General features: G+C 71.6%; 16 protein-coding genes. All 16 read left to right on the forward strand.

Annotated elements, in window-relative coordinates:
• Window positions 1–70 precede the first annotated feature (70 nt).
• Window positions 71–2,785 (forward strand): hypothetical protein, encoded by a 2,715-nt coding sequence (locus ACTIFJ_RS00395; protein WP_439532091.1) that lies wholly within the window; start codon window positions 71–73, stop codon window positions 2,783–2,785.
• Between the two features lie 67 nt (window positions 2,786–2,852).
• Window positions 2,853–3,221 (forward strand): hypothetical protein, encoded by a 369-nt coding sequence (locus tag ACTIFJ_RS00400; RefSeq protein ID WP_439532092.1) that lies wholly within the window; start codon window positions 2,853–2,855, stop codon window positions 3,219–3,221.
• Between the two features lie 65 nt (window positions 3,222–3,286).
• Window positions 3,287–3,583, forward strand: a complete 297-nt coding sequence (locus ACTIFJ_RS00405; RefSeq protein ID WP_439532093.1) for a phage fiber-tail adaptor protein — start codon at window positions 3,287–3,289, stop codon at window positions 3,581–3,583.
• Complete coding sequence (locus tag ACTIFJ_RS00410; RefSeq protein ID WP_439532094.1) at window positions 3,583–4,098, forward strand: head-tail connector protein; 516 nt, start codon at window positions 3,583–3,585, stop codon at window positions 4,096–4,098. The genes ACTIFJ_RS00405 and ACTIFJ_RS00410 overlap by 1 nt, the downstream gene beginning before the upstream one ends.
• An 11-nt stretch (window positions 4,099–4,109) precedes the next feature.
• The gene (locus ACTIFJ_RS00415; protein ID WP_439532095.1) at window positions 4,110–4,463 is read left to right on the forward strand and encodes a phage head completion protein; all 354 of its coding nucleotides are present in this window, start codon (window positions 4,110–4,112) and stop codon (window positions 4,461–4,463) included.
• Window positions 4,460–4,705, forward strand: a complete 246-nt coding sequence (locus ACTIFJ_RS00420; protein ID WP_439532096.1) for a hypothetical protein — start codon at window positions 4,460–4,462, stop codon at window positions 4,703–4,705. The genes ACTIFJ_RS00415 and ACTIFJ_RS00420 overlap by 4 nt, the downstream gene beginning before the upstream one ends.
• A gap of 1 nt (window position 4,706) precedes the next feature.
• Window positions 4,707–5,108 (forward strand): DUF3168 domain-containing protein, encoded by a 402-nt coding sequence (locus ACTIFJ_RS00425; protein WP_439532097.1) that lies wholly within the window; start codon window positions 4,707–4,709, stop codon window positions 5,106–5,108.
• A gap of 23 nt (window positions 5,109–5,131) precedes the next feature.
• Window positions 5,132–5,539 (forward strand): phage major tail protein, TP901-1 family, encoded by a 408-nt coding sequence (locus tag ACTIFJ_RS00430; protein ID WP_439532098.1) that lies wholly within the window; start codon window positions 5,132–5,134, stop codon window positions 5,537–5,539.
• The gene (locus ACTIFJ_RS00435; protein WP_439532099.1) at window positions 5,536–5,844 is read left to right on the forward strand and encodes a gene transfer agent family protein; all 309 of its coding nucleotides are present in this window, start codon (window positions 5,536–5,538) and stop codon (window positions 5,842–5,844) included. The genes ACTIFJ_RS00430 and ACTIFJ_RS00435 overlap by 4 nt, the downstream gene beginning before the upstream one ends.
• On the forward strand, window positions 5,841–6,038 hold the full coding sequence (locus tag ACTIFJ_RS00440) for a phage tail assembly chaperone (RefSeq protein WP_439532100.1): 198 nt from the start codon (window positions 5,841–5,843) through the stop codon (window positions 6,036–6,038). Before ACTIFJ_RS00435 ends, ACTIFJ_RS00440 begins: the two co-directional genes overlap by 4 nt.
• Window positions 6,028–6,609: a tail tape measure protein gene (locus tag ACTIFJ_RS00445; protein ID WP_439532101.1), complete on the forward strand. Its 582-nt coding sequence runs from the start codon at window positions 6,028–6,030 to the stop codon at window positions 6,607–6,609. Before ACTIFJ_RS00440 ends, ACTIFJ_RS00445 begins: the two co-directional genes overlap by 11 nt.
• On the forward strand, window positions 6,609–8,945 hold the full coding sequence (locus ACTIFJ_RS00450; protein ID WP_439532135.1) for a phage distal tail protein, Rcc01695 family: 2,337 nt from the start codon (window positions 6,609–6,611) through the stop codon (window positions 8,943–8,945). Before ACTIFJ_RS00445 ends, ACTIFJ_RS00450 begins: the two co-directional genes overlap by 1 nt.
• A 3-nt stretch (window positions 8,946–8,948) precedes the next feature.
• Window positions 8,949–9,776 carry a DUF2163 domain-containing protein gene (locus ACTIFJ_RS00455; protein ID WP_439532102.1) on the forward strand — a complete coding sequence of 276 codons (828 nt, stop codon included), beginning with the start codon at window positions 8,949–8,951 and terminating at the stop codon, window positions 9,774–9,776.
• The gene (locus ACTIFJ_RS00460) at window positions 9,773–10,201 is read left to right on the forward strand and encodes a peptidoglycan endopeptidase (protein ID WP_439532103.1); all 429 of its coding nucleotides are present in this window, start codon (window positions 9,773–9,775) and stop codon (window positions 10,199–10,201) included. The genes ACTIFJ_RS00455 and ACTIFJ_RS00460 overlap by 4 nt, the downstream gene beginning before the upstream one ends.
• A 3-nt stretch (window positions 10,202–10,204) precedes the next feature.
• Complete coding sequence (locus ACTIFJ_RS00465) at window positions 10,205–12,433, forward strand: GTA baseplate fiber-binding domain-containing protein (RefSeq protein WP_439532104.1); 2,229 nt, start codon at window positions 10,205–10,207, stop codon at window positions 12,431–12,433.
• 17 nt (window positions 12,434–12,450) lie between these two features.
• Entirely contained in the window at window positions 12,451–12,936 is a 486-nt protein-coding gene (locus ACTIFJ_RS00470) for a DUF2793 domain-containing protein (protein WP_439532105.1), read from the forward strand.
• The last annotated feature ends 28 nt before the right edge of the window (window positions 12,937–12,964 follow it).

A 12,964-nucleotide genomic window follows, 5' to 3' on the forward strand; every position in this document is an offset into this window, starting at 1 on the left:
GGGGGCGGCGGGGTGATGATGATTGGTCCCGTCGCGGTTGCGGCGGGACCATTTTTTTGAAGAGGGGCGCATGGCGATCATATCGGCAGCGGTGGAGAGCAATGGCTGGGTGCTGCAGCTGGTGGTGAGCGGCGGGGCGGGCGGGTTCTCGGACTATGCGCTCGACCCGGATGCGGCGACGCCAGCGGTGGTGGTGCGCAGCGCCCATGCCGGCTTCGTGCAGGCCGGCGGGGTGGCGGTGCCGGGATCGATGGCGCGGGCGATTCCGGCGACGACGGCGCTGCGGCTGCCGGTCAACCCGGCCAGCCCGAACACGCCGGTGATCGACGAGACCGACCTCGGTGGCGGGCAGCGGCGGGTGCGGCTGGCGCTGGCCAATCATGTCTATGCGACCGACACCGGGGTGACGCTCGACGTGCGGGCCGGGTGGCGGAGCGGCGAGGGGGCGGCGACCGGGATTGCGGTGACGAATGGATCGACGCTGGCGGCACCGGTGCCGATCTTCCGCTGGGCGGAGCTCCAGTTCCGGGTGGCGACGGGCAGCTTTCGCCTGTCGCTGATTGTTGCCTCGCATCATCCGAACGGTTTCCAGCCGGTGGCGGGGGTGAAGTTCACGGCGACCGACGGGGTGGGGATGAAGACCGCCTGGACGACGGCGCTGGGCACCGAAACCAGCTATGGCGATGCGCTGCGCTGCTACCATGTCGACATCGACCCGGCGACGGCAACGGCGCTGACCGCCGGGCTGCTGCGCTGCGATGCGGAGGTCTATCCCTGGCTGGGGGCGATGCGGTCGACCGATCCGGCGGGGACGCGGTCGATGACCGACCTGCGGATCGTTGGGCGGGGCAGCGGGGCGGAGACGCCGCTGGTGGTGGGCCATGACCCGGCCGGGGATCGCTACAGCAGCCAGTGGGTCTATGTCGACGCGGCCAATGGCACGACATTGGCCAGTGCGGCGATGGTGGCGACGTCATTGGCCGGGGCCAAGGCGGTCAGCCCGGCGAGCCGGCCCGCCAATGTGACGACGGCGATGCAGGCGCTGTACCTGCAGAACCGGACGTTGCCGGCGGCCAATGGCGGCTCGAGCTTCTCCCGCTCCTGCGACGGGGCGCGGATCGTGTTGGCGCCCGGCGTGTCGGTCTATGGCACGGCGACGGTGACATCCGGGCAGAATACTGGCGAGATTCCGCTGATCATCCAGGGCGACCCCGACGATTCAGATCCGCGCGCCAATTGCATCCTGCGCAGTGGCACGAGCGCGCCGACGACGCGGGCATCGCGCGCGTCCTGGAAGGACCTGACGATCGAGATCGGCCAGGCGACACTGCAGACCAGCGCCGTGTTCGGCTGGATCGACAATTGCACGGTGCGCGGCAAGGCCGGGTTCGAGACCTCGACGAGCAGCCTGACCAACACCGGGCATACGGCGGGGACGCAGGCGTTTTCGGTGGTCAACAGCCGCTGGTGGCGGGCCGGGATCGGCATGGACACGTCCCAGCTGCGGATGGGGTTGATCCGCAACTGTGAATTCAGCCGGCTGGCGCGCGGCTTCGCGATTTTGACCAGTCGGTTCATCGGGCTTGAAGACGATACCGTGTCCAACCAGAGCGCGATCGGGCATCTGCCGGTGACCTCCGACCTCGGCGGGCGCGAGGATGTGTTTTTTGCCTACAACGACCTGCGCGGGGTGCGGACGCGGGCGATCCAGCTGTCCTTCCCGTCGGCGGCGCTGGCCGGGACGATCTGGCCTTCGTACCGGCGCAATGTCATCCTGGGCAACGTCTTCGAGATGCAGGCCCCGACGGGGACGCAGCCGTTCTTCGCGGTCGGCGAGGGCGGGGTGACGTCGGCCCATTACAACATCATCGAAAACAACAGTTTCTTCGGCGAGCGGGTCAATGCCTGGTACAATGACCCCGGCGCCTGTGACAGCAGCCAGAATGGCGATCTGATCTGCAACCGCCAAGCCAACAATGCCTATGACCGCAACGCCACCAAGCATGACAATTTTCTCGACGGCGCCTGCGCGGGCAATGGCTTCGGCGGCTACCGGCCGTGGCTGACCGGCGGCTGGTCGGCTTACATGGGCGTGATGCACGAGGGCAATTGGGACGGTGGCCGGGCGGCCAGCGACATCGGGGCGTTTCGCTACTGGTTCCGCGGGCTGCGATCGGTCCAGACGACGGTGGCGACGGCACCAGGGGTGGTCGACGACCGTTCGGTGTTCGGGAGCAACAATGGCGGCGGTGACTATCGCCCGTCGGCAGGATCGCCGCTGCTCGGGCGGATGGCGGGTAGCAACACCGACCGCGACCTCAATGGCAATGTGCGGGCCGTGGGCTCGCCGGCCGGGGCCTTCGAGGCCGCCGGCATGGGGCTTGGGCTTGAGCCGGCGCCGGGCCGCCATGGTCTGGCCTCGACAGCGCCGGGGCTTTCGACGGCGGCGGGACTGGTGCCGGCCGATGCCCGCCATGGCCATCTGGTGCGGTCGCCGGCGGTGGCGGCGCTGACGCTGCTGGCGCCGGCCGAGGGATCGCATGCCAGCCGGACCTCGACGACGGCGCTGCTGCTGAGCGTCGGCGTGGCGCCGGCGCCGGCGGCGCATCTGCTGCTGACCCGCTCTCCAACGCTGGAGCCGGGCGGGGCGGTGCTGGTGCCGGGGCAGGCGACGCATGCGATGGGGACGGCGACGGCGCTGCTCAGCCTGCCAGTGGCGGGCGTGGGGGCGCGGCGGCTGGCGGTGGGACCGGAGCTGCGGACGGGCTTTGCGCGGCTGGGGTGAGGGGTCGGGGTGGCGATCTGGGGTGACGGGCTGAAACGGTTGATCTTTGTCTGATGGGAGAATGACGATGGCGAAATTTGCGAGTGATTTCGTGCTGGACGGCAGCCTCGAGGTGGTGCGTCAGGCCAACCGGCTGGTGGCGCTGGCCGGCCAGCCGGCGAGCTATGCGGCGGCGAACAGCGGCGCGCTGGCCGAGGCGGCGCTGGTGCCGGGCGACTTCGCCATCGGCGATGGCACGGTCTCGGGCCGCAAGATCGTGGTGGCGGCCAAGCTGGGGCTGCCGGTGCTGGCCGCCGGCACCGCCGACCATGTCGCGCTGCTCGACGGCGTCGCCGGACGGCTGCTCTATGTGACCACCTGCCCGTCGCAGCTGCTGCCGAGCGGCGGCACCGTCAACATCGCCAGCTGGGATGTCGAGATCGGCGATCCGGTCTGACCCCCTGTTCCGACAGGGGCGGACGGACGGTGCTGGCTGCTGCCGGCGGCAGGAGGGAGGATCTGGTGAGCATATTCGTGAAGGATCCCGGCGCGTCGCTCGACTATGCGATCGACTGGGCGGCGGGCTATCTGGGCAACCAGGGCCTGACGGAATCGCGCTGGTCGGTAACCCCCGGGGGGCCGGGCGAGATAGGGGCCGGCGAGTTGGTGGCGGATGGGGGCCGGATCGACGGCGGCCGTGCGCTGGTGACGCTCAGCGGCGGCCGGGCCGGCTGTGTCTACCGGGTGACCAATGCGGTGACCTTCTCCGATGGCAGCCATGACGAGCGCACCCTGGTGGTGCGGGTGGAGGATCGGTGATGGCGGTCGACCAGGGCGGGCTGGCGATCAGCCTGGCGGAGTGCAAGGCCTATCTGCGGCTGGAGCGCGACGATGAGGATGCCGTGCTGGCCGGGTTGATCCGGACGGCGACCGGTCTGTGCGAGGCGTTCATCGGCCAGTGGCTGCTGGTCCGCGAGACCGAGCAGCGGCTGGTGGTGGGTGCCGGCTGGCAGCGGCTGGCGGTGCTGCCGGTGACGGCGGTGCTGGGGGTGAGCGATGGCGGCGTGGCGCTGGTGGCGACGGCGTTCGAGGTCGACATCGAGGCGTGCGGGCAGGGCTGGGTTAGGCTGAATGGCTCTGGGCTGGCGGCGCCGGTGGTGCGCTACCGGGCCGGGATGGCGGCCGACTGGAACGATATTCCCGAGCCGCTGCGGCAGGGGATGGTGCGGCTGGTCGTGCATCTGTTCAGCCACCGTGACGCCGCCGACGCCGGACCGCCGCCGGCCGCCGTGGCGGCGATGTGGCGGCCGTGGCGGCGGATGCGGTTGGGGTGAGGAGCAGGCCGATGACGGATGGGCGCGAACTGGCGGGCCGGCTGCGCGAGCGGGTGACAATCGAGGAATGGGTGGAGGCGCGCGACGCGGCGGGTCTCGATGCCGGGCACTGGGCGGTGCGGGCGACGGCACCGGCGGCGGTGGAGGCCGAGCGGCTGACGGCGGCCGATGCGCGGCCCGGCGGCGAGGCGCTGCGGCCGGCGGCGCGGCTGCGGGTGACGCTGCGGGCGCCGGGGGCCGGGGGCTTTGCGGTGGGGCTGACCTCGCGGCTGTGGTGGCGCGGCGAGCGGCTGACGGTGCTGGCGGTGGAGCGTGATCCGCTGCGCGGCGAGACGCTGGTGCTGCGCTGCCGGAGCGCGGGGTGATGGCGCTGGAGGAAGCGGCCGGCTGGGCGAAGAGGCGGGCAGAGGCGGCAGTGACGCGGCGGCTGACCGGGCTGGAGGCGGCGGTGGCGGCCGAATTTCCGGATGTGGCGGTCGAGCGGGACGAGGGGCGGCTGGTGTTGCGGGCGCCGGGGCTGGCGGTGCGGGCGCGCGGGCGGCGCGGGCGGGGGCCGGACCCGCGGCTGGCGATGCTGGCGGCGTGGCTGTCGGCGGGAGGAAATTGAGATGAGCGCGAGCCTGGCGATGCAGCGGTTGATGATGGCGGCGCTGGCCGGCGTGCCGGGGGTGAGCGGCGTGTATGACGGGCCGCCGGCCGGGGCGGTGGCGCCCTATCTGACGATCGGGCCGGACCTGGTCACCGACTGGAGCACCAAGACCGAGACCGGGCATGAGCACCGGGTGCAGGTGCGGGTGTGGGATGAGCGGGACGGCCCGGCACCGGGGACGGCGCGGCTGAAGCCATTGATGGCGGCGGTGGAGGCGGCGCTGGCCGGGATGGCAGGCGAGGCGGAAGGGCACCGGCTGGTGTCCAGCCGGCTGGTGCGGGCGCTGGTGACGCGGGACAGCGAGGGCTGGAGCGAGGGGCTGGTGGAATTCCGGCTGCGGAGCCGGGCGATGGCGGGCTGAACTTTATCGGGAAGGGACGGGACATGGCGATGGAAAAGGGCAGTGCCTTTTTGCTGAAGGTGGGCAATGGCGCGGTGCCGCCGGTGTTCACCACGGTGGCCGGGCTGCGGACGACGCAGATGACGGTGAACACCGAGACCGTGGTGGTGACCAATCAGGGCTCGGGCGGGTGGCGGGAGCTGCTGTCCGGGGCCGGGGTGCGCTCGGTGTCGTTGAGCGGCTCGGGGGTGTTCACCGGATCGGCGGCCGAGGCGCGGGTGAAGGGCAATGCGTTGTCCGGGGTCATCGACGACTATCGGGTGGCGTTCGAGAGCGGCGAGACGGTGACCGGCAAGTTCCTGATCACGCGGCTGGACTATGCCGGGGATTTCAACGGCGAGCGGACCTACACGATGGCGCTGGAAAGCTCCGGGCCGGTGGTGACGGCGTGAGGCCGGCCAACGCGGAGCGCGGCGAGGCGGTGCTGGTGCTGGGCGGCGAGACGCTGGTGCTGCGGCCGAGCTTCCAGGCGCTGCTGGCGGCCGAGGCCGAACTGGGCCCGCTGTTCCAGCTGGTGGAGCGGGCGGCCGGGGGCGGGCTGACGCTGGCCGAGATGGCGGGGCTGATGTGGCACTGTCTGGTGGCACCGGGGGCGATGGACCGCGAGGGCTTTGGCGAGGCGCTGGTGGCGGGCGGGCTGTCTTCGGCGACGCCGGCGCTGCGGGTGCTGCTGGGGCAGATTCTGGGTGGGCGATGAATTTCGCTGCGGCTGCGCGGCGGGCGGCGCGGGTGGCGGCGGCCGAGCTGGGTTGGCGGCCGGATGACTTCTGGGCGGCGACGCCGGCGGAGCTGCGGACGGCGCTGGGGCTGGACCTTGAGGATGATGCGGCGGGCGCGGTCGATTCCGTGTGGCTGGCGCGATTGATGGAGGCATTTCCCGATGGATGTTGAGACGGGTGCGCTGGACACGCTGGTGCTGCAGGTGCGGGCCGATACGTCCGGGTTCATGTCCGGGCTGGCCGATGTGCGGCGCGAGCTGGAGGGGCCGCTGACGCAGGGGGCCGAGCGGGCCGGTGGTGGGATCGAGCGGGCCTTGTCCCGCGCGGCGGTGAGCGGGCGGCTGGGGTTCGAGGATCTGCGGCGGGTGGCGCTGCGGACGCTGGCCGATATTGCCGCCGGGGCGGTGCGGAACGATCTGTCGGCGCTGTTTGGCGGTGGGGGCGGGGGCGGCGTGCTGGGGGCGCTGGGGGGCGCGATCTCGGGGCTGGTCGGCGGGGCGCCGGGGCGGGCGACCGGCGGGCCGGTGAGTGCCGGGCGGGCCTATCGGGTCGGGGAGCGCGGGCCGGAGCTGTTCGTGCCGACGGCGGCCGGGCGGGTCGAGGCGGCGGGATCCGGGCGCGGGGCGGTGAATGTGACGGTGAATGTGGCGGCGCCGCGCGAGGCGAGCGCGGCGATGATGACCCAGACCGGGACGCAGGTGGCGCGCGCGGTGCGCCGGGCGCTGATGCGGGCGGACGGATGATGCGGCACTGGCTGGCAAAGGCGGGCGACGGGCAGCGGCGGCGCTGGGTGAAGCGGTTCGACCCGCGCTTCTGGACCGTGGATTTTCCGCGGCCGATGATGGCGGCGGTCACCAGCGTCGGCGCGGACGGGCTGGCGGTCGATGCCGAGTTCCTGCGGCGTGGCGATTTGGCGGGGCTGATCTGGGAATCCGAGGACCGGTGGAGCCATCCGCTGCTGGCGCTGGAGACGGCGCGGGATTACCGCGGGGTGCGGCTGTCCTTCCGGGTGCAGCTTTCGGGTGATGTGGTGCTGCTCGATGCCGTCAACGGCCCGGTGCTGACGATCGAGGGACGCGACGCGGCCGGGGTGGGACGTGCCTGGTATGTGCGGCTGTGGAACTATGCCAGCGGCACGCCGGCGGATGCGCGGGTGGTGCTCGATTTCGATGCGCTCGACGGCGGCTTTGTGTTGCCGGGCGAGGCGGACCGGGTGTGGGCGGGCGACATCGACCGGATGTTCATTTCGCTGGTGGCGACCGGCTATGACGGCAGCGATGCGCCGTTGCCGGCGGTGGCGGCGGGGCGGATGCTGCTGGGCGAGATCGTCTGCGAGGGGCCAGGGTCGGTGATCGCGGCGGGCGATGCGTTCGTGCCGCCGCATGGGCTGCACATCGCGTCCGGCTATGACGACAGTTATAACCAGACACCGGAGCGGCTGGTCGAGGCGATGCTGGCGCTCGGCTATCGGGGGTCGCTGGTTCACTATGTCGGGATGAGCCATTTTCCGGCGCTGGGCTGGGACGCGGGGGCAGGGGCCTATCTGCCGGTGGCGGAGGCGCCGGTGTGTGGGCCGGCGCTCGCCTGGCATGCGGATTTTGTGGCGCGAGCGGTGGCGCTGGGGTTTTCGCCGATCCTGTCGCTGTCGTTCGAGCTGCTCGACCAGCATTGTCCGGACGCTTGGGCGCAGCGCAATGGCGACGGGGCGCGCGGGCTGACGGGCTATGTGCCGCCGTCGGCGTTGCTGTCTCCGGCCGCGCCGGCGGCGATGGCCTGGCTGCAGGCGGTGGCGGCGGTGTTCATGGGGCTGGCGGTGACGGCCGGGGCGGCGCCGCGCTTCCAGATCGGCGAGCCCTGGTGGTGGGTGGGGCCGGACGGCAAGCCGTGTCTCTATGATCCGGCGACGGTGGCGCTGTATTTGGCCGAGACCGGGCTGGTGGCGCCGGCGATCGGCGATGTGCGGGCGGTGACGACGGCGGCGCAGCGCGATTTTCTCGACTGGTGCGGGGGGCTATTGGGGCGGGCGACGCTGGCGCTGCGCGATGCGGCACGGACAGCGGCGGCGGAGTGCGAGAGCCTGCTGCTGTTCTATGCGCCGCAGGTGCTCGACAGCGCGGCGCCCGAGCTGATCCGGGCGAACCTGCCCCTGGCCTGGGCGGCGCCGGCGTTTGAGGTGCTGCAGCTCGAGGATTATGAATTCGTCACCGGCAATGACTTTGGCGGGCAGCGGCGGGCGCGCGACGTGGTGGCGGCACGGCTCGGCTATCCTTTGGCGGCGCAGCATTATTTTTCCGGCTTTGCGCTGGCCGACGGCGACTGGGCGGCGATCGCCGGGGCCGCCGAGGCGGCGCGTGGGCGCGGGGTCGCCGAGACCTTCATCTGGGCCTGGCCACAGGTGGCGCGCGCCGGGTTCACGGTGTTTGCGGTGGGTGAGGACGGGGAGGAGGCGCCGGTGGCTTTTCATGATGTGCTGTTTCCGCTGCAGCTGGGCTTCGGCGCGGCGGGCGGGCCGGAGTTTTCGACGCAGGTGGTAGTGACTGCCTCCGGCCATGAGCAGCGCAACAGCCAGTGGAGCGATGCGCGGCAATATTATGATGCCGGGCTTGGGGTGCGGTCCGAGGCCGATCTGTCGTTGCTGATCGCCTTTTTCCGGGCGCGGCGGGGGCAGGCTTATGGCTTTCGCTTCAACGATCCGCTCGACAACAGTTCGGGGCTGCCGGGCCAGCCGGTGTCGCCGACCGACCAGCCGCTGGGCGCCGGCGATGGCGGGCGGACACGCTTTGCGCTGACCAAACGCTACGGCGAGGACGAGGATGCGCAGTTGCGGCGGATCAGCCGGCCGCTGGCCGAGACGGTGGTGGTGGCCGTGGACGGTGCCACCATGGCCGGCGGCTGGACGGTGGGCGAGGGCGGCTTTGTCGACTTCGACGAGCCGCCAGCGGCCGGGGCGCTGGTAACCGCCGGCTATCGGTTCGATGTGCCGGTGCGGTTTGCGGTCGACCGGATCGATGTGTCGATTGCTGGCTGGCGGGCGGGGGAATTGCCCTCGGTGCCGCTCGTCGAAGTGCGCGAGGGCTAGGCGATGGCAGCCTTGGCCGAGCGGCTGACGGCGCCGCTGACAATGCTGGTGCTGTGCTGGCGGATCGTGCGGGGGGACGGTGTGGCGTTGGGCTTCACGAGCCATGACCGGCCGTTGACCGTCGGCGGGATGCGCTATGAACATGCGCCGGGGATCTCGCCGTCCGCCGTGGTGTCGAGCGACGGGCTCGAGATCGACACGATGGAGGTCGCGGGGGCGCTGTCGGCCTCGGCAATCACGGCGACCGATTTGCTGGCCGGGCGGTATGACGGGGCGGCGGTCGAGCTGTTCCTGGTCGACTGGCGGGCGCCGGACGCCGGGCGGCATGCACTGGCCCGGGGGAGGCTGGGGGCGGTGGAGGCCGGCGACGGGCCAGATGCCGGCTTTGTGGCGACCTTGCTGGGGCCGACAGCGGCGCTGCAGGCGACCGCCGTGGAGAGCTATTCGCCCGAATGCCGGGCGGCGCTGGGCGACCGGCGCTGCCGGGTGCCGCTGCGTGGCCGGGTGCATCGGGCTGCGGTGGGGGCGAGCGATGGCGACCGGCTGTCGGTGATAGCCGGCGGCGTGGTGACCGCTGACCTGGTCGAGGGGCGGGTGCGGGTGCTCGATGGGGCGTTGGCCGGGATCGAGCGGCGGGTGATCGCGGCCGATGACGAGGTGCTGGTGCTCGACCTGCCGATCGCACTCGAGCACGGTACGCGGCTGGAACTGCTCGAGGGCTGCGACAAGCGGTTTTCGACCTGCGTCTCCCGCTTCAGCAATGGCGCTAACTTCAGGGGCGAGCCGCATGTGCCGGGTGGCGACCTGCTGATGCGGATCGCCGGGCTGTGAGTGGTGCCGGGAACGACGTGCGGCTGGCGGCAATCGTTTCGGCGGCGCGGGGCTGTTTGGGGACGCGGTTCAGGAGGCAGGGGCGTGTCGTCGGGCTGGGGCTCGATTGCGTGGGGGTGGTGGCGATTGCGGCGCGGGCAGCGGGTCTGCGGGTCGGGCCGTTGCCGGCCTATGACCAGTCGGCCGACAATCTGGCGTTGCTGGAGCGGGTGCTGCGCGACAGCGGCTGCATGGCGGTGTCGCGCGAGCGGGCGGTGTCGGGGGACATGGCGGTGATCGCACCGGCGGCCGGGCGGCTGCACCTCGGCGTGCTGACGCCGTGCGGGATCGTGCATGCCCATGCCGGCCTGGGGCGGGTGGTCGAGGGGCCGCTCGATCCGGCCTGGGCCTGGGTGGGCGCCTGGCGATTTCTGGGAGCGCATTGAACCATGGCGACAATTGTTCTGGGGGCGGTGGGCCGGGCGTTCGGCGGACCGATCGGTGGGTTGCTGGGCTCTGTGGCCGGCGGCTTCGTCGACCGGGCGTTGTTCAGCCCCGGTGGGGTGCGCGACATCGGCCGGATCGACAATCCGGTGGTGCAGAGCGCGGCCTATGGCGAAGCGATCCCGGTGATTGTTGGCCGGATGCGGGCGGCGGGCAATCTGATCTGGAGCAGCGGCATCGCCGAACAGGTGGCGCGCGGCGGCGGCGGCAAGGGCGGGGCGGCGGCCAACCAGTACAGCTATTCGGCGTCGTTCGCGGTGGGCCTCGCGGCGCGGCGGATCGCGGGCGTGGGGCGGATCTGGGCCGATGGGCGGCTGGTGCGCGATGCGGAAGGGACGTTCCTGCTGCCGATGGTGATGCGGCTGCATCCGGGCGATGAGGACCAGCCCGTTGATCCGCTGATCGCGGCGGCCGAGGGGGGCGAGACGCCCGCTTACAGGGGGCTGGCCTATGCCGTGTTCGAGGATCTGGCGCTGGGGGAGTTTGGCAACCGGATTCCCAACCTGACCTTCGAGATCATTGCCGATGAGCGCGAGGGGACGCTCGATCTGGGCGGGGTGGCGCAGGCGCTGGTGCAAGGTGTCGACGGTGATGGCGGGCGGCTGGCGTTTGCGGTCGAGGGCGTGTTCTCGCCGGTGTCCGGTTTCTTCTTCGGGCGGCCGGGCAGCCTGTCCGAGGCATTGGCGCCGCTGGTCGAGATGGTCGATGCCGCTGTGGTGGCGAGCGGGGACGGGCTGGTTTTGCGCGATATCGGCGATGGCGCGGCGCTGCCGGTGATCGATATTGCCGGGGGCAGCGAGCAGGCGCGGGCCGACAGCCTGGCGCGGACGCGAGACCGGCAGAGCTATGGCGGCGATTCGGGGCCGGACGTGTTCCAGATCGGCTTTTATGATGTCGGCCGCGACTATCAATCGGGGTTGCAGCGGGTGCGGCGGGGCAGTGGCAGCCGGCTGGGGCAGGGGGTGCTGCCGGCGGCGATGTCCCCGGACGCGGCCAAGACGCTGGCGGCGCGGACCTTGTCCCGGCGCCAGGCATCAAGGCTGAAGCGGACGATCAGCCTGCCTTGGCGCGAACTGGGGCTGGCGCCCGGAATGCTGGTGCGGCTGGGCGGGGCGGTCGATGTCTGGCGGGTGCGCGAGCTGCGCTTCGAACAGTTCGTGATGGGGCTGTCGCTCGAGCGGGTGGCGGCGGGCGCCGGTGTGGCGCTGCGCGGCGATGGCGGGCGGGTTCCCGACCCGGGTGATGGCGCGGCGGGGCCGACGCAGTTGCAGCTGATGGAACTGCCCGGGCTGGGCGCCGGAACCCCGACCGTGCCGGTGCTCCAGGTGGCGGCGGCAGGGGCCTCGGCGGCGTGGCGGCGGGCGGGATTCGAGATCAGCCGGGACGGGGGCGCGAGCTATGCCGGGGGTGGGCTGGTTTCGGTGCCGACGGCGATGGGGGTGGCGTCCAGTGTGCTGGCGGCCGGGGCGACGGCGGTGTGGGACGTACACAACAGCGTCGAGGTCGAGCTGCTCGGCGTGCATATGTGGCTGGAGGGCAAGAGCGATGTGGCGGTGCTGCAAGGGGCGAATTTGGCGCTGCTAGGCGATGAGCTGATCCAGTTCGGACGGGCCGAAGCGACCGGGCCGGGGCGGTTTAGGCTGAGCCGGCTGCTGCGCGGGCGACGGGGGACGGAGGCAGCGGTGGCCGGGCATGGCACGGGGGAGCGATTCGTGCTGCTCGACAGTCCGGCGCCGGTCGGCCTTGAGCTGGGGTTGGAGATGCTGGGCCAGACGGTGCTGGCGCGGCCGACGGGGGCCTTCGATGTCGGCGCCGGCGCCGAGGCGCTGGTGGTACGCGGGACGGCACTGCTGCCGCTGGCGCCCGCGCATTTGCGAATGGCGCGCGTGGGCGACGATGTGGTGGCGCGCTGGGTGCGGCGCAGTCGGGGTGGTTTTGCCTGGCTGGACTTCGTCGATGCGCCGCTGGCCGAGGCGGTCGAAGCCTATCGGGTGCGGATCAGCCTCGACGGCGTGGTGGTGCGCGAGCGCGAGGTGGTGGCGCCGGGCGTTCGTTATGCGGCGGCCGATCGGGTTGCCGATGGGGATGGCGCGGTCGTGGGGGTCGAGATTTCGCAGTTGAGCGCTGCGGTGGGGCCGGGCCGGCCGGCCGTTGCCAGCCTGCCAATCAGCTAGCCATTGAGGAGAGAAGCATGAGCTTGAGCATCCGTCACAAGCTGCCGTTGCTGGTTGCTGGGCAGGCACAAAAGGAAGTGACGCACAATGAGGCGCTGGCCGCCATTGACCGGGCGTTGCAGCTGGCCGTGGTGTCTCGTTCGGTGACGGCGCCGCCGGCGGCGGTGGCGGGTGATTCGTATCTTGTGCCGGCGGGGGCGAGCGGGGCCTGGGCCGGTGAGGAGGGACGGATCGCCCTGTTCGATGGCGTGGGCTGGGTGTTCTCCGACCCGGTGACCGGCACGGCGGTCTGGGTGGCGGACGAGCAGGGCAGCATTGTCTGGAACGGGGGCTGGTCGTCGGGCTGGCCGGTGTCCGCGCTGATGGTCGGAGAGCGCCTGTTATTCGGTGTGGCAACGGCCGAGATTGCCGAGCCTGTTGGCGGGTCGATCGTCGACGTGGAGGCGCGCGCATGCCTTGGGGCGTTGCTTTCGGCGCTGCGTAGCCAAGGGGTTATCGATTAGAGGATGGGCTTGACGCGTCTGTTCAGAT

Source organism: Polymorphobacter sp. (assembly GCF_051860865.1).
Classification (GTDB): Bacteria; Pseudomonadota; Alphaproteobacteria; order Sphingomonadales; family Sphingomonadaceae; genus Sandarakinorhabdus.

Bases quoted from the DNA above. Each gene is read 5' to 3' on its own strand.
- ACTIFJ_RS00425 (WP_439532097.1), top strand. From the start codon at position 4,707: ATGAGCGCGAGCCTGGCGATGCAGCGGTTGATGATGGCGGCGCTGGCC.
- ACTIFJ_RS00430 (WP_439532098.1), top strand. From the start codon at position 5,132: ATGGCGATGGAAAAGGGCAGTGCCTTTTTGCTGAAGGTGGGCAATGGC.
- ACTIFJ_RS00455 (WP_439532102.1), top strand. From the start codon at position 8,949: ATGGCAGCCTTGGCCGAGCGGCTGACGGCGCCGCTGACAATGCTGGTG.
- ACTIFJ_RS00395 (WP_439532091.1), top strand. From the start codon at position 71: ATGGCGATCATATCGGCAGCGGTGGAGAGCAATGGCTGGGTGCTGCAG.
- ACTIFJ_RS00465 (WP_439532104.1), top strand. From the start codon at position 10,205: ATGGCGACAATTGTTCTGGGGGCGGTGGGCCGGGCGTTCGGCGGACCG.
- ACTIFJ_RS00415 (WP_439532095.1), top strand. From the start codon at position 4,110: ATGACGGATGGGCGCGAACTGGCGGGCCGGCTGCGCGAGCGGGTGACA.
- ACTIFJ_RS00450 (WP_439532135.1), top strand. From the start codon at position 6,609: ATGCGGCACTGGCTGGCAAAGGCGGGCGACGGGCAGCGGCGGCGCTGG.
- ACTIFJ_RS00400 (WP_439532092.1), top strand. From the start codon at position 2,853: ATGGCGAAATTTGCGAGTGATTTCGTGCTGGACGGCAGCCTCGAGGTG.
- ACTIFJ_RS00440 (WP_439532100.1), top strand. From the start codon at position 5,841: ATGAATTTCGCTGCGGCTGCGCGGCGGGCGGCGCGGGTGGCGGCGGCC.
- ACTIFJ_RS00445 (WP_439532101.1), top strand. From the start codon at position 6,028: ATGGATGTTGAGACGGGTGCGCTGGACACGCTGGTGCTGCAGGTGCGG.
- ACTIFJ_RS00410 (WP_439532094.1), top strand. From the start codon at position 3,583: ATGGCGGTCGACCAGGGCGGGCTGGCGATCAGCCTGGCGGAGTGCAAG.
- ACTIFJ_RS00470 (WP_439532105.1), top strand. From the start codon at position 12,451: ATGAGCTTGAGCATCCGTCACAAGCTGCCGTTGCTGGTTGCTGGGCAG.